The 18,072-nt window shown below is 60.1% G+C and carries 21 protein-coding genes; 10 read left to right on the top strand and 11 right to left on the bottom strand.

Annotated features, from left to right (window positions below; all coding sequences use genetic code 11):
• The first annotated feature begins 177 nt into the window (after positions 1-177).
• The 4 genes from F8J34_RS03265 to F8J34_RS03250 are packed head-to-tail and all read left to right on the top strand — an operon-like array spanning position 178 to position 4,081.
• Complete coding sequence (locus tag F8J34_RS03265; RefSeq protein ID WP_297056487.1) at positions 178-1,467, top strand: homoserine dehydrogenase; 1,290 nt, start codon at positions 178-180, stop codon at positions 1,465-1,467.
• 15 nt (positions 1,468-1,482) lie between these two features.
• Positions 1,483-1,956 carry a chemotaxis protein CheD gene (locus F8J34_RS03260; protein WP_297056485.1) on the top strand — a complete coding sequence of 158 codons (474 nt, stop codon included), beginning with the start codon at positions 1,483-1,485 and terminating at the stop codon, positions 1,954-1,956.
• The gene (locus F8J34_RS03255) at positions 1,953-2,813 is read left to right on the top strand and encodes an HDOD domain-containing protein (protein ID WP_297056483.1); all 861 of its coding nucleotides are present in this window, start codon (positions 1,953-1,955) and stop codon (positions 2,811-2,813) included. The genes F8J34_RS03260 and F8J34_RS03255 overlap by 4 nt, the downstream gene beginning before the upstream one ends.
• On the top strand, positions 2,810-4,081 hold the full coding sequence (locus F8J34_RS03250) for a mechanosensitive ion channel family protein (protein ID WP_297056481.1): 1,272 nt from the start codon (positions 2,810-2,812) through the stop codon (positions 4,079-4,081). Before F8J34_RS03255 ends, F8J34_RS03250 begins: the two co-directional genes overlap by 4 nt.
• Here the strand turns inward: F8J34_RS03250 and F8J34_RS03245 are convergent.
• Complete coding sequence (locus F8J34_RS03245; RefSeq protein ID WP_297056479.1) at positions 4,023-5,339, bottom strand: endonuclease Q family protein; 1,317 nt, start codon at positions 5,337-5,339, stop codon at positions 4,023-4,025. The two genes, F8J34_RS03250 and F8J34_RS03245, sit on opposite strands and share 59 nt — an antisense overlap.
• Positions 5,340-5,382: 43 nt before the next feature.
• On the opposite strand from F8J34_RS03245, the gene mqnC reads away from it, so the two are divergent.
• From mqnC to F8J34_RS03225, 4 genes are read left to right on the top strand one after another with little or no spacing between them, the layout of a single operon-like run.
• Positions 5,383-6,432 (top strand): cyclic dehypoxanthinyl futalosine synthase, encoded by a 1,050-nt coding sequence (mqnC, locus tag F8J34_RS03240; protein WP_297056477.1) that lies wholly within the window; start codon positions 5,383-5,385, stop codon positions 6,430-6,432.
• The gene (locus F8J34_RS03235) at positions 6,432-7,646 is read left to right on the top strand and encodes an amidohydrolase family protein (RefSeq protein ID WP_297056475.1); all 1,215 of its coding nucleotides are present in this window, start codon (positions 6,432-6,434) and stop codon (positions 7,644-7,646) included. The genes mqnC and F8J34_RS03235 overlap by 1 nt, the downstream gene beginning before the upstream one ends.
• Positions 7,633-8,439: a menaquinone biosynthesis protein gene (locus tag F8J34_RS03230; RefSeq protein ID WP_297056473.1), complete on the top strand. Its 807-nt coding sequence runs from the start codon at positions 7,633-7,635 to the stop codon at positions 8,437-8,439. The genes F8J34_RS03235 and F8J34_RS03230 overlap by 14 nt, the downstream gene beginning before the upstream one ends.
• On the top strand, positions 8,430-9,128 hold the full coding sequence (locus F8J34_RS03225; RefSeq protein ID WP_297056471.1) for a ubiquinone/menaquinone biosynthesis methyltransferase: 699 nt from the start codon (positions 8,430-8,432) through the stop codon (positions 9,126-9,128). The genes F8J34_RS03230 and F8J34_RS03225 overlap by 10 nt, the downstream gene beginning before the upstream one ends.
• Here F8J34_RS03225 and F8J34_RS03220 read toward each other — a convergent pair.
• The 4 genes from F8J34_RS03220 to F8J34_RS03205 are packed head-to-tail and all read right to left on the bottom strand — an operon-like array spanning position 9,125 to position 12,051.
• On the bottom strand, positions 9,125-10,339 hold the full coding sequence (locus F8J34_RS03220; protein ID WP_297056469.1) for an aminotransferase class I/II-fold pyridoxal phosphate-dependent enzyme: 1,215 nt from the start codon (positions 10,337-10,339) through the stop codon (positions 9,125-9,127). The genes F8J34_RS03225 and F8J34_RS03220 overlap by 4 nt on opposite strands.
• Positions 10,340-10,398: 59 nt before the next feature.
• Complete coding sequence (gene moaA / locus F8J34_RS03215; protein ID WP_297056467.1) at positions 10,399-11,349, bottom strand: GTP 3',8-cyclase MoaA; 951 nt, start codon at positions 11,347-11,349, stop codon at positions 10,399-10,401.
• On the bottom strand, positions 11,319-11,864 hold the full coding sequence (locus tag F8J34_RS03210; protein WP_297056465.1) for a DUF4416 family protein: 546 nt from the start codon (positions 11,862-11,864) through the stop codon (positions 11,319-11,321). The genes moaA and F8J34_RS03210 overlap by 31 nt, the downstream gene beginning before the upstream one ends.
• Positions 11,839-12,051 carry a Trm112 family protein gene (locus F8J34_RS03205; protein ID WP_297056463.1) on the bottom strand — a complete coding sequence of 71 codons (213 nt, stop codon included), beginning with the start codon at positions 12,049-12,051 and terminating at the stop codon, positions 11,839-11,841. Before F8J34_RS03205 ends, F8J34_RS03210 begins: the two co-directional genes overlap by 26 nt.
• A 41-nt stretch (positions 12,052-12,092) precedes the next feature.
• Between F8J34_RS03205 and F8J34_RS03200 the strand changes: the two genes are divergently transcribed.
• Positions 12,093-12,464 carry a response regulator gene (locus F8J34_RS03200; protein ID WP_297056461.1) on the top strand — a complete coding sequence of 124 codons (372 nt, stop codon included), beginning with the start codon at positions 12,093-12,095 and terminating at the stop codon, positions 12,462-12,464.
• Positions 12,355-12,726 (top strand): HU family DNA-binding protein, encoded by a 372-nt coding sequence (locus tag F8J34_RS09745; RefSeq protein ID WP_363315408.1) that lies wholly within the window; start codon positions 12,355-12,357, stop codon positions 12,724-12,726. Before F8J34_RS03200 ends, F8J34_RS09745 begins: the two co-directional genes overlap by 110 nt.
• Here the strand turns inward: F8J34_RS09745 and F8J34_RS03195 are convergent.
• From F8J34_RS03195 to feoB, 6 genes are all read right to left on the bottom strand, one after another.
• Complete coding sequence (locus F8J34_RS03195) at positions 12,668-13,009, bottom strand: Mth938-like domain-containing protein (RefSeq protein WP_297056459.1); 342 nt, start codon at positions 13,007-13,009, stop codon at positions 12,668-12,670. The two genes, F8J34_RS09745 and F8J34_RS03195, sit on opposite strands and share 59 nt — an antisense overlap.
• A complete protein-coding gene (prfA, locus tag F8J34_RS03190) occupies positions 13,006-14,112 on the bottom strand; it encodes a peptide chain release factor 1 (RefSeq protein ID WP_297056457.1) in 1,107 nt (368 codons plus the stop codon). Before prfA ends, F8J34_RS03195 begins: the two co-directional genes overlap by 4 nt.
• 2 nt (positions 14,113-14,114) lie before the next feature.
• Entirely contained in the window at positions 14,115-14,336 is a 222-nt protein-coding gene (gene rpmE, locus F8J34_RS03185; RefSeq protein ID WP_297056455.1) for a 50S ribosomal protein L31, read from the bottom strand.
• A 66-nt stretch (positions 14,337-14,402) separates the two neighbouring features.
• On the bottom strand, positions 14,403-15,653 hold the full coding sequence (rho, locus tag F8J34_RS03180; protein WP_297056489.1) for a transcription termination factor Rho: 1,251 nt from the start codon (positions 15,651-15,653) through the stop codon (positions 14,403-14,405).
• A gap of 188 nt (positions 15,654-15,841) precedes the next feature.
• The gene (gene serS / locus F8J34_RS03175) at positions 15,842-17,119 is read right to left on the bottom strand and encodes a serine--tRNA ligase (protein ID WP_297056453.1); all 1,278 of its coding nucleotides are present in this window, start codon (positions 17,117-17,119) and stop codon (positions 15,842-15,844) included.
• 19 nt (positions 17,120-17,138) lie between these two features.
• Positions 17,139-18,072, bottom strand: a 934-nt coding sequence (feoB, locus tag F8J34_RS03170; protein ID WP_297056451.1) for a ferrous iron transport protein B, incomplete at its 5' end; no start/stop codon positions are given.

The raw sequence follows: 18,072 nt of genomic DNA, 5'->3' as shown, positions 1-18,072 counted from the left end.
TCTTGAATTTCGACGGGCGGACCTGGTGCGGGATTACGACATGTTACTGGCGGCCCGGGAGGAAGCCTTCCGTCTGCTGGAGGAAGACCCCACCCTCTCCCGCCCGGAGCATCAACCCCTGAAAGAGATCCTCGAGGAACGCTGGGCCGAAAGGCTGAAACTTTCGGAGGTGGCCTGATGCGCGAGGTCGGAGTGGGATTACTGGGACTGGGAGTGGTGGGTTCCGGGGTCTGGGAACTTCTGACCCGCAACCGGGATTTCCTGGCCCGCAAGACCGGGGTGCGCCTCACCGTGCGCAAGATCCTGATTCGGGACCCGAACAAACCCCGCCGGGCCAGTGTCCCCCGGGAGATCCTCACCACCGATCCCCGGGAGGTGCTCGAAGCCCGGGAGGTGGATATCGTCTGCGAATTGATGGGTGGCATCGAACCGGCGCGCACCTATCTTCTTTCCGCGCTGCGGCAGGGCAAACACGTGGTGACCGCCAACAAGGCCGTGCTGGCCGAGCACGGTCCGGAGATCTTTGAGGCCGCGGAAACCGCGGGAAAGGGTCTCTTTTTCGAGGCCGCGGTGGGAGGAGGGGTCCCCATCGTGAAGACCCTCCGCGAGAGTCTTTCCGCCAACCGGATCCGCCGTCTTACCGCCATCGTAAACGGCACCTGTAACTATATCCTCACCCGCATGAGCGAAGAGGGGCTTTCCTTCGAACAGGCCCTGAGGGAGGCCCAGGAGCGGGGCTTTGCCGAGGCCGATCCCCAGCTGGATCTTTCCGGAAGGGATTCGGTCCACAAGCTGGCTATCCTGGCCACCCTGGCTTACGGTAGTTTCGTGCCCGCGGACCGCATCCACGAGGAAGGCATTATCGGGGTGGATCCCCAGGACCTGGTCTTCGCCCGGGAGTTCGGGTACTGTCTCAAGCTTCTGGCCATCGCCCGGGAGGAGGAGGGAAGGGTGGAGGTAAGGGTACATCCCACCCTGATTCCCGAGGACCATGTACTGGCCTCGGTACGGGGGGCCTATAACGGATTCTTCCTGGAGGGCGATTTTGTGGGGCGGGTCTTTCTTTACGGACTGGGGGCCGGGGCTGAACCCACTGCCAGCGCCGTGGTGGCCGATCTGCTGGACGCGGCCCGACTCATCCTTTCCGGGGCTCGCCCCACCCCCATCCTCTTCCGCGAGGCTCCCCTGAGCCTGAAACCCCAGGAGGAAGTGGTTTCCCGATACTATTTCCGGTTTTCCGCGGTGGATCGTCCGGGGGTACTCTCCCAGATCTCCGGTGTCCTGGGACAACACGGGATAAGCATCGCCTCGGTGATCCAGAAGGGACGCACCGAACACGGCCCGGTTCCCATCGTGATGCTCACCCATGAGGCCCGGGAAAAGGAGGTCCGTCAGGCGCTGGCGGAAATCGATCGCCTGGAGGTGGTGGTGCCCCCCACCAAAGTCTTGCGAATCCTTGAAGAATAAGCCAAGATAGGAAACATGAAACCCTTGCTGGTGGAACAGGGCACCTTCCGCATCACCCGCTCCGCCGAGGAGGTTCTTTACACCAAGAATCTGGGAGCCTGTGTAGCGGTAGGGTTTCTGGACCAGGAAAGCGGTGTGGCGGCCCTGGTGGAATATGTCCTTCCGGAAAAACGCGGTCTGAAGACCCCGGAGGGGTTCCCGGCCTTTTTCGCCGAAGAGGGGTTACCCCTGTTGGTGGAGGAATTCAAAAAACAGGGCGGAGATCCCTCCCGGGCCAAGGTGGTGGTGGCCGGGGGCGGACGTTTCAAGAAATCCCCCCGCTGGCTGGACATAGGAAGCAAGAACCTCGCCGCGGCCCGATTTTTCCTGCGACGCCTGGGCATCCTTCCCCTGGCCGAAAAGGCCGGATTGCCCTTTCCCCAGAGGATGGAGGTCTCCCTGAAAGGCGGTATCCGCGTTCATACCCTGGATCAGGTGGAAAGCTGGTGAATCGGGAAGCTCCTATTCTGGACGAAATATTTCGCAAGGTGGATCGAATCCCCAATTTTCCGGAGACGGCGCAGCGGGCCCTGCACATGCTTCAGGAGGAAGACCGGGTCGATTTTCGCGAACTGGAAAGGGTGGTCCGTCACGATGCAGCCATAACCGCCAATTTCTTGAAACTGGTCAATTCCGCGGCCTTCGGGCTTCCGCGCCGGGTAAACTCCCTTCTTCAGGCCTTCTCCCTGCTGGGCATCAACCAGATCAAATTCGTGCTCATCGCCTCCTGTCTGGGAGAATATCTCCGGGAGCCCATCAAGGGTTATAATCTCTCGCCCCAGGATATCTGGATGCATTCCCTGGCCTGTGGTCTCATGGCCGAGATCCTGGCCCGGAGGGCCGGGCTCCATCGCCCGGAAAACCTCTACACCGCGGCCCTGCTTCACGATATCGGAAAGATCGTCCTGGGGCTCTATGTGGAGGGGGAGATCCAGGAACTGGCCAAGGTCCTGGCCGAAAATCCCGACCTTACCTTCATGCAGGCGGAGTGGATGGTCCTGGGAGCGGACCATGCCATCGTGGGGGCCGAACTCCTGCGGAGGTGGAAGTTCCCCAAGGAGGTCTATTTTGCCGTCCGGGCCCATCACGATGAAAGTCTTATGATCCAGTCCCATCTGGCCGCTCTCACCGCCCTTTCCAATGCCCTGGTCAATCTCATGGGTATCGGGGCCGGGCTGGATACCTTTGCCTACCACCTCCCCGAAGGTCTGCTGGAAGCCGCCCGGGTCTCGGAAAAGGACCTCTTTCCGGCCATCGTGGAGACCTTCGAAAAGGTGGAGAACCTCAAGTCCTCCTTCTTCTCATGAAACTTCAAGGATTATCCCCGGAGGCCCTTATTTTACTCAGGCTGGCCCTGGTCGTCCTCTCCGCCGCGCTTTCTTACTGGCTCACCCGGCATCTCCTGGTCCGTTTCATTCATCGCCTGGCGGAGCGCTCCCGCACCGATGTGGATGATCTGCTGGTAAAATACGGAGTCTTTTCGGCCCTGGCTTATCTGGTGCCCCTTTCGGTGCTCTATTACGGGGCCAGGTTCGTTCCTCCCCTGGCGGGTTTTCTCACCAAGCTGGTGGAAATCCTCCTGGCCCCGGCGGTGGCCCTCATCATCACCCGCAGCCTTTCCGTCATCCTGGAGCTCTATCACCGCCTGCCCCTGGCCCGCCGACACCCCATTCGCGGTTACATCCAGATCCTGAAGTTCCTGGTCTGGATCTCCGCCGGCATCGTGGCGGTGTGTGCCCTGCTCAACCGTTCTCCCTGGGTGCTCCTCTCCGGGCTGGGAGCCCTCAGTGCGGTCCTTCTCCTGATCTTCCGGAATACCCTGCTTTCCTTTGTGGCCAGCATCCAGATCATCGGGCAGGACCTCATCCGCATCGGCGACTGGATCGAGGCCCCGCAGTTCGGAGCCGACGGTGAGGTCATCGAGATGACCCTCTATAACGTCCTGGTTCAGAACTGGGACAAGACCATCGTCTCCATCCCCACCTATCGGCTCATGGAGGAATCCTTCAAGAACTGGCGGGGCATGGAAAGGGCCGGGGGAAGGCGCATCAAACGCCACATCCTGGTGGATCAAACCTCGGTCCGCTTCCTGGAGGGAGAACTCCTGGAACGCCTGCGGCGGGTCCATCTTCTACGGGATTATCTGGAGAACAAGCTTCGGGAGATCGAGGAATACAATCGTCGTCTGGGGATCGACACCGCGGCCTCGCCTCTGAACGGCCGGCGTCTGACCAACCTGGGGACCTTCCGCATCTATATCGAGGAATATCTCAAGGCCCATCCCCTGATCCGGAAGGATATGACCCTGATGGTCCGCCAGCTCCAGCCCACCCCGGAGGGCCTGCCCCTGGAGGTCTATTGTTTCGTGGCCGACACTCGCTGGGTCCCTTACGAAAAGGTTCAGGCGGATATCTTTGATCACATCCTGGCCGCAGCCCCGGAATTCGAGGTCCGGATCTTCCAGAAACCCACCGGCTTTGACCTGAAGGAAGCCCTATCCGGAGGATCCCCGGGTTTCAGAAAAGACTCTGCTGCCGCGGACCCTGATCCCCGCTCGAGCCCTCCTCGGGGGTAAAGATGGAGACCACCCCATAGACCCCGTCGTAGCCCGGGCGCACATAGACCCGGCCCTCGCGCACCCGGCGTATCCCTTCCAGAATTCTTTCCGGCACGAACTCCGCCAGTTCCGAAAGATCCTTCTCCAGGAGAAGAGAAAATTCGCTTCCCCCCAGTTCTATAAGCTGGCGATAGGTCTTCTTTACCCTCTTGCTCTGGGAACCCACCCCCAGGGCCTCGGCGATGATCTCCTCCAGGGGGACCAGATGCACGGAAAGGGGCTTTCCCGGGGGACGGAAACCCTCGGGACGATCCGCCAGTTCCTCCACCCGATGCATGACCCCCACCGTAAGCCTCCCTCCGCACACCGGACAGACCCCTCCGTGGCGCCGGGTCTCCGAGGGCGAAAGATAGATCCCGCAGCTCCGGTGCCCGTCGAAGTGATACTTGCCCTCCTCGGGATAAAATTCCAGGGTAAAGGCCAGATTACCGGTGCGCAGGGCCTGGGAAAGGGCGGGATAACTCATGGGATACCAGAAGGCGTTGGCCTCACGCCCCAGCTTGGAGGGAGAGTGGGCGTCGGAGTTGGAAACCAGGGTATAGCGATCCAGGGCCGAGACCCTCCAGTTCATCTCCGGATCGGAGGACAACCCGGTCTCCAGGGCATGGATGTGTTCGGCCTCCTCCTCGAAACATTCCTCCACGGAATCAAAGCCCGAAAAGGCCCCGAACACGGAGTACCAGGGGGTCCAGGCATGAGCCGGAATAAAGAGTATCTCCGGAGAGATCTCCCGCAGAAGGCGCACCAGTTTTTTGACCGGGAAACCGAAGGTAGGGCGTCCGTCCGCGGAAAGGTCCCCCAGACGGGAAAGGGCCAGATTGATCTCGCGCACCACCTCCAGGGAGGGGGCCAGGATCAGGGTATGAATGCGGCGGTTACGACGATGACCCTGGGAAAAGATATTGGAGACCTCGGCCGAGAGGATAAAACGGGGCCCTTCCGGGTCCTCGCGGTACACGTAGAGCCCTTCCTCCGGAGCGGGTTCCAGAAGCTCGCACAGTTCGCGGAAGTAATCCGGATGGGTGAAATCCCCGGTGCCCACCAGCTGAAGGCCCTTCTCCCGGGCGGTACGGGCCAGGACCGGAAGGTGCATATCCCGGCTGGTGGCCCGGCTGTAGCGACTGTGCACGTGAAGATCGGCCAAATAAAACCGGCCCCGCCAGTCCTCCGGGGGCCATTCGTTGCGCCGGGACGTTTCCGGTTTGACGGTTCCCATTCCGGGGGGTAATTGTAATCCTAACTTCCGGTGAGGTCCACGCATGAATCTGACCCAAAAGATACTGGCCGGGGAACGGATCGGGCGTGAGGAGGCCCTGGCCCTCTTCGAGCTGGATCTCTTCGAGCTGGGGATGCTGGCCCGGGAGGTACGTCGACGCCTCCATCCCGAACCCATCGTCACCTATGTGGTGGATCGGAACATCAATTACACCAATGTCTGTGTGTCGGGATGTAAGTTTTGTGCCTACTATCGCCCTCCCGGGGACCCGGAAGGGTATGTGCTATCCCGGGAGGAACTGGCCCGGAAGATAGAAGAAACCCTGGCCCTGGGAGGATACCAGATCCTTCTGCAGGGCGGTTTGCACCCGGATCTTCCCCTCTCCTTCTATGAGGAGATGCTCTCCTTTATCAAGGAACGCTTTCCCCAGGTCCATGTACACGCCTTTTCCCCGCCGGAGATCATCTTCCTCTCCCGGCTGGAGGGAATTTCGGTGGAGGAGGTCCTGCGGCGCCTCATTGCCGCGGGGCTGGATTCCATTCCCGGAGGAGGAGCGGAAATCCTGGTGGATCGGGTACGCCAGCGCCTTTCTCCCCGGAAATGCACCGCCGAAGAATGGCTGATGGTCATGCGTACGGCCCATAAGCTGGGGCTCCGGACCACGGCCACCATGATGTTCGGACACATAGAGACCCTCTCCGACCGGGTGGAACACCTCCTGCGCCTGCGGGAGCTTCAGGACGAAACCGGGGGCTTTACCGCCTTCATTCCCTGGCCCTTTCAGCCCGGCAACACCGCCCTTTCCACCCCCAAAACCACCCCGGTGGAATACCTGAAAACGCTGGCTGTCTCCCGCATCGTGCTGGACAACATCCCCAATCTCCAGGCCTCCTGGGTAACCCAGGGCCCCAAAGTGGCCCAGGTGGCCCTGGAATTCGGGGCCAACGATTTCGGAAGCACCATGATCGAAGAAAATGTAGTGGCAGCCACCGGGGTCTCCCACCGGCTTTCCGAAGAAGAGATCCGCCGCATCATCCGGGCGGCGGGATATGAACCCCGACGAAGACGTATGGATTACACCCTTCTTGAGTAATGGAAGAGTTCCCTCTTTCCCACGAGCCGGTTCTTGTGCGGGCCCGCATGATCTTCACCGCCCGGGGTACTTTGCTCGAGGACGGAGCGGTGGAGGTGCGTCGGGGACGCATCGTGGATCTGGGTCCTTACCCCGAACTCAAACGCACCTTCCGGGGGCGCCGGGTGGATCTGGGCGAGGTCCTGCTCCTTCCCGCCCTGACCAATGCGCATACCCACCTCGAACTCTCGGCCCTGCGCTTCCGTCTCACCCCCACCGGCTCCTTCATCACCTGGGTGCGTTCCCTCATCCGCAAACGGGTGGAACTCTCCCTGGAGGACCTGCGTCAGGCCGCGGCCGAAGCCCTGGACGAACTCTGGCAGGAGGGGGTGGGACTTCTGGGAGAGGTGGGGAACACCGGCATCACCCTGGGGCTCTTGCACGAATCCCCCTTTCATGCCGTCTATTTCCGGGAAATCATCGATTTTCGTGGAAAAGCGGAGATCAAACAGTTTCTGGAACGTTCCTCCGGCCGCCGCATAGTTTACGCCCTTTCTCCGCATGCCCCCTATACCGTATCTCCGGTACTCATTCAGGCCATCAAAAGCTGGACCCGGGCCAGGGGGCGTCCCTTTTCCATTCACGTGGCCGAGTCTCCGGAGGAAACCCTGTTCCTGGCCGAGGGGAGCGGACCTATCCGGGCCCTGCTGGAGGAACGGGGCCAGTTTCATCCCGGCTTCGAGGCCCCGGGCCTCTCCCCGGTGGCCTACCTGGAACGCCTGGGGGTACTCGACGAACACACCATCTGCGTGCACGTGGTCCAGGTAACTCCGGCGGATCTGGAGATCCTGGCCCGAAGGAGGATTCGGCCCTGTCTGTGTCCGCGAAGCAACATCTTCCTGGGGGTGGGGCTTCCCCCTCTTCCGCAGATTCTGGCCGCAGGGCTCAAGCCCTGTCTGGGAACCGATAGCCTGGCCAGCAACGATCGGCTCTCCGTGTGGGCGGAGATGGAGGCCCTCTATCACGCTTATCCGGACGTGGCTCCGGAGACCTATCTTACCATGGCCACCCTGTGGGGGGCCCAGGCTCTGGGGAAGAGGGATATGGGAGCCATCAGCCCGGGATACCGGGCGGAAATGATCGCCGTGTCCGGGGCCCTGCAAGGCCCCGAGCCGCTCCGGTCCTTCATAGAAGGCCCCAAAACGGTGGAGGTGCGTCTCTATGCTCCGTTTTAGGGTCGGACTGGTAGAATACTTCAACACCGCTCCCCTGAGATACCTCCTGCCCCGGCTCCTCCCCTCCAGGGTAGAGGTGATTTTCGCTCCTCCGGCGGTGCTCAATCGCATGATTCTTTCCGGAGACCTGGAGGCCGGCCTGGTATCCTCCCTCCTCTATGCCCAGTATCCGGAAGATCTCCGGCTGCTCCCGGATCTCTCCATAAGCACCACCGGACGGGTGGAAAGCGTGTTGCTCTTTTACCGGGGAAAACTCGAGGAACTCTCCCAAAAACTGATCACCCTCACCCCGGAAAGCGCCACCTCGGTGGCCCTGCTTCGTCTGCTCTTGGAAGACTTCTATGGCCTGAAGCCCTTTTATCTTTTCGGAAAACCGCAGAAAGGGGCCGCGGGGTACCTGGCCATCGGCGACGAGGCCCTGATCCTGCGCAAGGCCCCTCCCTTTCCCGGCATCCTGGATCTGGGAGGAGTATGGATAGAAAAGACCGGCCTGCCCTTTGTTTTCGCTGTCCTGGCGGTACGGAAGGAAACCGCGGAGAGATATCCGGAACTGGTGCGCAGGGTGGCCGAGGCCTTTTATCTTTCCCGGGCCGTCGGACTGGCCCGCCTGGAGGCCCTTCTCGATCTGCGTCCACCTGGACTTACCGCCGACGAAGCCCTTAACTATCTGCGCGGTCTGGAATATGATCTGTCCGGACGTAAACAGGAGGCCCTGCGGGTCTTCTTTTCCCATCTGGCCCGAAGGGGAGAAATCCCCGGGGTGCCGGAGTTGCGCTTTACCGAATGGCCATGAAAAAAAGGGACTTCGTCAAGGAAAAGTTTTCCCGGGTTACCCGCCGTTACGACCTGGTAAACACTCTGGGAAGCCTGGGACGGGACGCCAGCTGGAGGAAGAAGACCGCCGCGGAACTCCGGGAATACGCCGGGCCGCTCCTTGATCTCTGTGCCGGGACCATGGCCCTTTCCCTGGAATTGATCCGTCAGAGGCCCCGCACGGTGGTGGCCCTGGACCTGACCCCGGAGATGCTCTTTTACGGAATCTTCCGGCATCGCCAGAGCCCTTACTTTCCCTTCCTCCGCCCGGTATGCGGCGATGCCGAGGATCTACCCTTCCCGGCCCATACCTTCTACGGAGCCACCATGGCCTTCGGGCTGCGCAATCTCTCCCGCCCCAAAAAGGGGCTTCACGAGATCTACCGGGTACTGAAACCCGGGGGAAAACTGGCCATTCTGGAATTTTCGCGTCCGAAAAACCCCCTCTTTGCCCCCCTCTATCGCTTCTATCTCTTCCGGTATATGCCTTTTCTGGGAGGATGGCTCACCGGGGATCCGGAAGCCTATCGCTATCTGGCCCGTTCCATCTATGAGTTCCCCGCCCCGGAGGTGGTCCTGGCCTGGATGGAGGAAAGCGGCTTCTCCTCCCTTCGGGCCCAGAGTCTTACCCTGGGAGTGGTGACCATCTATACCGGGGTAAAACCCTAAATGAACCCGTGTTTGCGGAAAAACTTCTCCGCGAATTCCGCCAGACGGGTATAGGCCTTCTCCAGCACCTCTTCCGGGGGAAGAAAAACCACCCGAAAGTGCGCCGTTCCCGGAGGTTGTCCGAAACCGCTTCCGTGGACCACCACCACCCCGGTCTCGAGGATCAATTCCCGCACGAACTCCCGATCCGAAATCCCGGGAAACTCGATCCGCGGGAAGGCATAGAAGGCCCCGCGGGGTTTCACGCAGGAGATACCCGGGATCTGGTTAAGCCAGCGGTAGGTGAGATCCCGGCGGCGACGCAGTTTTTCCAGCACCGGCGGGAGATGGGCATGATCCCCTTCCAGGGCCACCGGGATGGCGTATTGTTTGGGATGGCTGGTGGAGAGCCGGGCCCGGGCCAGCTTATGGATGGCTTCGATATATTCGCTTACCACCCTGCGGGGGCCGGAAACGATACCCCATCCGATACGAAAACCCGGAGCCAGATAGCACTTGGAAAGGCCGTTAAAGGTCACCACCGGGACATCCGGGGCCAGGGCGGCAATGGGAAAATGGCTATCCCCATCGAAGACCAGCTTGTCGTAAATCTCATCGGAGAGGATCACCAGATGGTGGCGTCGGGCTATCTCCGCCAGTTCCAGGAGAACCTCCCGATCGAACACCGCTCCGGTGGGGTTGTTGGGATTGATGAGCACGATGGCCCGGGTGCGCTCGTTGACCTTGGCCTCGATCTCCGCGGGATCGGGCTGCCATCCGGCCTCCTCCCGGAGGTAATAGGGGTTGGGTTCGGCCTCGAGCTTGGCCAGAATGGCCGTATAAAGGGGATAGCCGGGATAGGGCACCAGAACATTGTCGCCGCTATTCACCAGGGCGGTGAGGGCAAAATCGATGGCCTCGCTGGCTCCGGTGGTGATGAAGATATCCACCGGTTCGATCCCCACCCTCTGGGCTTCGCGCCGGATGGCCTCTATGGCCTCGTCCACCCCGGCCGAGGCCGAATACCCGGTGAGGTTCTCGAACATGGCCTTGCAGGCCGCCTCCACAATGGGACGCGGGGTGACAAAATCGTACTGGATGGGATCGCCTATGTTCAGGAAGAGGAGTTCCTTTCCCCGGCGAGCCGCCTCCTCCGCGGTGTGCACGATATCCCGCACCGCATATTCTATCCGCTCTGTTCTTCGGGCCGGTTTTATAGGAGGAAAACCCATCACCTGCAATCCTCTAGGGATTGAAACCTGATATTGCCCCTATCCCGGGGGTTTGTCAATTACCCCCCGATACTGCGCATGAGCCGACGGGGCCTGGTCCCGGCTCGGGAAACCGGTTTGAGACGCACCGCCTCCGCCAGGGCCTGCCGGAGATCCTCCTCCCGCCGCAGATAAGGACGCAGATCGAATTCCCGATCCGAAAACAGACACAAACGCAGCCGCCCCTCCGGGGTAAGGCGCAGGCGGTTGCAGGCGGCACAGAAATGACGGGATATGGCGGCAATGAAGCCTATCGTGCCCCGGGCACCGGGGAGTCGAAAGATCCGGGCCGGGCCGCCTCCTTCCACCTCCGCGGGTAAAAGGTCCCCCACTTCCCGGACCCTCTCCATCACCTCCTCCAGCCCCACGAAACGATCCTCCCATTCGTTCCCCTCCCCGATAGGCATGAATTCAATAAAGCGCAGGTGCAAAGGTTCGGAAAGGGTGAGACGGGCCATCTCCGGGACCTCCTCCTCGTTGAGGCCCCGCACCACCACGGTATTGATCTTCACCGGGGTCAACCCCCGGGCCAGCGCCGCCTCCACCCCGGCCAGGACCCGCGCCAGGGCATCCATTCCGGTGATACGCTTGAATTTTTCCGGATCCAGAGTGTCCAGACTTACGTTCACCCGGGCCAGACCGGCAGCCTTGAGCTCGGAAGCCAGGTCGGAAAGAAGGACCCCGTTGGTGGTAAGAGATAAATCCCGCAGCCCCTCGATATCGGCCAGCATACGTATGAGGCCGGGAAGCCCGCGTCGCAGAAGGGGCTCCCCGCCGGTCAGGCGCACCCTCTCCACCCCCAGCTCCACCGCCACGCGCACCACCCGGGCTATCTCCTCGTAGGTCAGGATCTCCTCCGGAGGAAGCCATTGAAAACGATGCCGACTGCAATAAAGACACCGGAGATTGCAACGATCGGTAACCGAAACCCTCAGGTAGGTTATCCGCCGGCCATGGGAGTCGAGGAGCATCTCAAAAGTCTCTTATACTCCTCCCGCATGCGGTTGAAAAGGTCCCGGGTAGCCGGATGGGCATAGTCCGGATAGGTCCAGGGAAGAGGACGGAAACTCCCCCCGCGGAAGATCAGGGTAACCTCGGCAAAGACTCCCTGCCCCAGATAAAGACGATGGGCAAAATCCTTGAAGGTGGAAAGCACCACCCGGGAAAGAAGGAGATATCCAGGATCCAGATTCACCCTCCGCTTGCCTTCCTGGGAGAAGGCCTGTTCCACCGCATAGGCCCAGTGCTTGACCTGCACCAGGTCTTCCTGCGGACGCAAACCGAAGAAGAAAAAGGCTCTCACCAGGGGTTTTCCGAACTCCGGGGTGTAGTAATCGGTGAAATCAAAAGGCCACCACTCCGAGGTAAACTTCACCGGCCCCAGTTTCCGGCTGAGCGCCTCCACCGCCTTAAGAACCAGCTCCTTCTCGCGACCGAAGGCGCTCACGAAATAAAGGGCCTCAGGAGGTGTGCCCGGATGACTCACCGCCCACCACCTCGGAATATCTCCTGGCCTCCTCGATGAGCATGACCGGGATCCCGTCCCTTATTTCATAAAAGAGATCGCAGCGCCTACATACCAGCCCCGGAGGATCTTCCCTGAGCTGGACTTCTCCTTTACACTTGGGACAGGCCAAAAGCTCTAAAAGATCGGGAGGAAGGATCTGCGCCACCGCTTACCTCCTGTGGAAAAAGGGTTCTTTAATAATCTATCATGAGCCGGCGAATCCTGGTAATCGAAGATGAAGCCCTCTTCCGGGAACAGCTGGTGGAGTATTTAAATCTGGTCTTTCCGGGCTTATCCATCGACCAGGCTTCCACCCTGGCCGAGGCCTATGATCTCTGTCAACGTTACTTTTACCATCTGGTCATCTCCGATTGTATCCTTCCGGACGGAAACGCCTGCGATCTTTTAAGGACTTCCTGTACCCGGATCCCGGTAATCATTCTTACCGGTTATGTGCAGCCGGAGCTCTTTGCCCGGGTACTGGAACAACGTTCCGCACCCCTGGAAGTACTTTATAAGCCGGTATCCCTGGAGAAAATCCGTACCCTGGTGGAGCGCTATCTTGCCCGGCATCCTTGAGCTTTCGCGGGAGCTGGCCCGGGAGATCGGCTTGAGCCAGGAGAAGGCCCGGATCTTTCTGCGGGTTCTGCTGGAAGAGATGACCCTGGCTCTGCGTCGGGACGGACGACTCAGCTTTCGGGAGTTCGGGACCTTCCGGGTCCGGAAAGGTTCCCAGGGAACACGGATAATCTTTCGTCCGTCGGGCCGGTTGCGGGCCTCCCTCAACAGGTCAGATGGAAAGCCCCGGCCACCCGGCGCCCCTGGGCCTGAAGTTGATTGAACCTTTCCACCGCCCGGGAGGTGGGATAGGCCTCGAGTTCTATACCCAGGGAGGCGGCCTTTTCCTTCACCCGGGGATCCACCCGCATGACCCCGGAGGCCCCGGTCCCCACCACCAGGATCTCCGGCCGGGCGGCCCATACATCCTCGAGATCCTCGGGCTGGAGAAGATGCCCTTCCTTGCGCCACCAGTCCGGATACACCCGCCCCTCGATGATCTTCAAATCACGCCGATAGGCCCGCCCCTCAATCACCATCTCCCCGAACCGATAAGCCTCGATCATGCCGCCTGCCTCAAAAGGGTTTCCTCCTCTTTCTTCAGGGCCTCGGTCCGGAAATGGGTGATAAGGGCATCGATGATCTCATCCAGGTCCCCGTCCAGCACCTCCTCCAGGCGATAAAGGGTGAGCCCTATCCGATGGTCGGTCACCCGATTCTGGGGAAAGTTGTAGGTCCGAATGCGTTCGCTGCGTTCCCCGGTGCCCACCTGACTGCGCCGTTCGCTCTGGATACGTTCCTCCTGTTCCCGCAGGGCCTTCTCGTAAAGACGGGCCCGCAGGATCCGCATAGCCGTGGCCCGGTTCTGGTGCTGACTGCGTTCGTTGGCACAATAAACGGTGATCCCGGTGGGCAAATGGGTAATACGCACCGCACTTTCGGTGCGGTTTACATGCTGGCCCCCGTGCCCCGAGGCCCGCATGGTCTCGATCCGTAAATCTTCCGGCCGGATATCCACCTCCACCTCATCGGCTTCGGGCAAAACCGCCACCGTAACCGTGGAGGTATGGATACGGCCCCCGGACTCGGTTACCGGGATGCGCTGCACCCGATGTACACCACTTTCGTATTTGAGACGACTGTAGGCCCCCCGGGCCTCGATACGCATGATCACCTCTTTGAACCCCCCGAGCCCGGTCTCGTTGGCCGAAAGGATCTCCGTCTTCCACCCCCGGCGTTCGGCGTAACGATGATACATGCGCAGGAGATCGGCCGCAAAAAGAGCCGCCTCCTCCCCACCGGCTCCGGCCCGAATCTCCACGATGACGTTCTTTTCGTCGTTGGGGTCCCTGGGCAGGAGAAGAAGCGGAATCTCCTTCTCCAGTTCCTCCAGCCTGGCCTCCAGGGTCCGGATCTCCTCCCGGGCCAGCTCCCGGAGTTCCTCGTCTCCCTCGCCGAGAAGTTCCCGGTTTTCCTCCAGTTCCTTAAGGACCCGGCGATATTCCCGATAGGCCTCCACCACCGGCTCAAGCTCCGCGTGTTCCCGCGCCACCCGCGCATAACGCTCCCGATCCGAAAAGATCTGCGGATCCGAGAGCTTCTCGGATAGTTCCTGATACCGACGTTCCACTTCCGCCAGCCGGGAAAGATAGATCTCGGAAAGGGCCATGGTCAGGAGGACTGTTTCTGATAGTATTCCGCGTATTTCTTCATAAATTTTTCCACCCGTCCCTCGGTATCCACAAAACGCTGTTCCCCGGTAAAGAAGGGATGACACTTGGAACAGACCTCGACCCGTATCTCCGGACGGGTGGCCCCCACGGTAAACTCGTTTCCGCAGGCGCAGCGGACCACCGCCTCGGGATAATACTCGGGATGGATTCCCTTTTTCATTTCCGCCTCCCCTGTAGCTGCGTTTTCAGGCTAAATTATTAAACCCTGTCGGAGCGGTGCGCAAGTTCACTGATTCATGGAAGCCAGAAATTCGGCGTTACTGCGGGTATCTTTCATCTTATCCAGCAAAAATTCCATGCAATCCACCGGGCTCAGCGGAGAAAGCACCTTGCGCAGGAGCCAGACCCGGTGCAGGATCTCCGGAGGCAAAAGCAGTTCCTCCTTACGGGTACCGCTATGATGGATATCTATGGCCGGCCAGATACGACGGTCGGCCAGACGCCGATCCAGATGGATCTCCAGGTTTCCGGTTCCCTTGAACTCCTCGAAGATGACCTCGTCCATACGGCTTCCGGTATCGATGAGGCAGGTGGCGATAATGGTAAGGCTTCCTCCCTCCTCGATGTTCCGCGCGGCTCCGAAAAAGCGCTTGGGTTTATGGAGGGCGTTGGCGTCGATACCTCCGGAAAGAAGCTTCCCGCTGGAGGGAACCACGGTGTTATAGGCCCGGGCCAGACGGGTGAGACTGTCGAGGAGGATGACTACATCGTAACCGTGTTCCACCAGGCGTTTGGCCCGTTCGATCACGATCTCAGCCACCTGGGTATGTCGCTGCGGAGGCTCGTCAAAGGTGGAGCTGATTACCTCGGCTGCGGGAACGTTGCGCTCCATGTCCGTCACTTCCTCCGGACGTTCATCGATGAGGAGGATGATGAGATAGATGTCCGGATAGTTACGGGCGATCCCGTTGGCGATGTTCTGAAGGAGCATGGTCTTTCCGGTGCGGGGCGGAGCCACGATGAGTCCGCGCTGCCCCTTACCGATGGGACAGAAGAGATCGATGATCCGGGTGGAAAAATTGTCCGGATCGGTCTCCAGACGCAGCCATTCGTTGGGATAAATGGGGGTAAGACTGTCAAAGGGCACCCTCAACCGGGCCTGCTCCGGGGACTGAAAGTTGATCTTTTCGATCTTGAGCAGGGCGAAGTACTTCTCTCCCTCCTTGGGGGGACGGATGGAACCCAGGAGGGTGTCCCCGGTACGCAGCCCGAAGCGCCGGATCTGGGAAGGGGAGACATAGATATCCTCCGGCCCGGGAAGGTAGCTATATTCTGGAAACCGCAGGAAACCGAAACCCTCGGGCAGGACCTCGAGCACCCCCTCGGCTCGAACCTCCCCTCCCCTTTCCAGATGGGCCCTTACGATAGCCGAAACCAGTTCCTGCTTCCGCAGACTGGAGACATTCTCCAGCCCCATCTCCTCGGCCAGGGTTACCAGTTCGGTTAGCGGACGCCTCCGCAGATCCCGAAGATCCAGGATCTCGACCTCTTTTTGGGTCTCGGGTTCCTGGACACCAACTGCGACTTCCTGGGACATAGAACTCACCCCTTTGGATAGAATTTGAGATTTAAGAAACCAATCTTTCTGACACCTCAGGTGGGTAGTCTTGAGAGGCCCGTAGGGCTTGATCTAACTATAAAGCTAAACCGCGCCCTGTCAACCCTCTATTCCCTGGTTATACGCTCCAGGCCGCCCATGTAGGGCCGCAGAACCTCCGGAATCACCACCGATCCGTCGGGTTGCTGATAGTTCTCCAGGATGGCCATAACCGTGCGTCCCACCGCCAGCCCCGAACCGTTCAGGGTATGCACAAAGCGGGGCTTGCCCCCGGAACGGGGACGATAACGAATATTGGCCCTTCGGGCCTGAAAATCCTCACAATTGGAACAGGAGGAAATCTCCACGAAACGTCCCTGCCCCGGGGCCCATACCTCGATATCGTAGGTCTTGGCCGCGGAAAAACCCAGATCCCCGGTACACAGAAGCATCACCCGATAGGGCAGCCCCAGAAGCTGCAAGACCTCCTCGGCATCCAGAAGAAGACTCTCCAGCTCCTGATAGGAGGTCTCCGGGGTGGTGATCTTCACCAGCTCCACCTTGTTGAACTGATGCTGTCGCACGATCCCCCGGGTGTCCCGACCGTGGGCTCCGGCCTCGGAACGGAAACAGGGGGTATAGGCGGTGTAATAAAGGGGTAAAACCTCCTCCGGCAGGATCTCTTCCCGGTGGAGATTGGTCACCGGCACCTCGGCGGTGGGCACGAGATAATAATCCCAGTCCTCAAGCTTGAAGAGATCCTCCTTAAACTTGGGAAGCTGTCCGGTTCCGATGAGGGTTTCCTCATTCACCATGAAAGGAGGCAGGACCTCCCGGTAGCCGTGTTTGCGGATATGAAGGTCCAGCATAAAGTTGATGAGAGCCCGCTCCAGGAGGGCCCCGGCCCCGTAATAGACGGTAAATCTGGAACCGGTGATCTTGGCTGCCCGTTCAAAATCCAGGATCCCCAGTTCCACCCCGATCTCCCAGTGAGGACGGGGTTTGAAATCGAACTGCGGTAGATCCCCCCAGCGTTTGACCACCTGGTTGTCCTTTTCGTCCTCTCCCACGGGAACGCTTTCATGGGGAAGATTGGGCAACTCGAGCAGCAGCCTCTTCTGTTCTCCTTCCACCTCCCGCAATTCTCCTTCCAGGGCCTTGATCCTCTCTCCCAGGAGCTTGACCCGGGAGACCAGATCCTCCGGATCCTGCCCCTGCCGTTTGAGACGCCCTATCTCCTCGGAAAGGGTCTTGCGTTCGTGTCGCAGGCGATCCAGCTCGGCAATGAGATGTCGCCTTCGGGTATCCAGGTCCAGGATACGTTCTATGGGATAATCCCCTCCCCGGGTTGCCAGCCGCTGTTTCACCCATTGAGGCCTCTCTCTCAGGACTTTGAGATCCAGCATGGACCTTCCTCCTCGGATTTTAACCTAACCACAAAAGCCCCAGCCGATAGACCAGAAAAGCCATCACCCAGGCCAGGATTAACTGATAAGCCACGTTTATCAGCGGGTATTTGAGGCTTCCGGTTTCCTTCCAGATGGCTATAAGGGTACCCACACAGGGCACATAGAGCAAGACGAAGACCATAAAGGCCAGGGCCGCGGCCGGGGAAAGCCCCGAGGCCTGCAGGGCCTGCTCCAGGGTCTGGGTGGTCTGCTCCCCGGCCTTGTAAAGGACCCCCAGCGAGGAAACCACCACCTCCTTGGCCACAAACCCGGTCACCAGGGCCACGCTCATCCGCCAGTCGAACCCCAGGGGAGCCAGAACCGGTTCCAGAACCCGGCCGGCCTTTCCGATGTAACTCTGGGAAAGCTCCGGAGGCCTTCCTCCGGTGCGGGGAAAGGCCGAAAAGGCCCAGAGAAGCACCGAGGCCACCAGGATCACCCCACCCATCTTGCGCAGATAGATCCGGGTCCGATCCCACACATGAAAGAAGAGCCCCCGCAGGGTGGGCAGTCGATAGGGAGGAAGCTCCAGGACGAAGGGAAGATCCTCCTCCTTGACCAAGATCCGTCCGAAGAAACGGGCCACCACCGCCGCCATGATAATGCCCAGGGCATATAACCCGAACACCACCTGGGTCTCGTGCCCCCGGAAGAAGGTCCCGGCAAAGAGGATATAAACCGGAAACCGGGCCGAGCAACTCATGAGGGGATTGATGAGAATGGTGAGCAGACGTTCCCGGGGGTTCTCCATGGTCCGGGTGGCCATAATGGCCGGAACGTTACATCCGAAACCCATGAGCAGCGGGATAAAGGCCTTTCCGTGCAGCCCCAGCGAGTGCATGACCCGATCCATGATGAAGGCCGCCCGGGCCAGATACCCCGTATCCTCGAAAAGACTGATCCCCAGAAAC

This window comes from Thermosulfurimonas sp., assembly GCF_015491435.1.
Taxonomy (GTDB): domain Bacteria; phylum Desulfobacterota; class Thermodesulfobacteria; order Thermodesulfobacteriales; family Thermodesulfobacteriaceae; genus Thermosulfurimonas_A.
The sequence above is the reverse complement of the archived record's forward strand: the minus strand, read 5'-3'. Positions and strand labels throughout refer to the sequence as shown.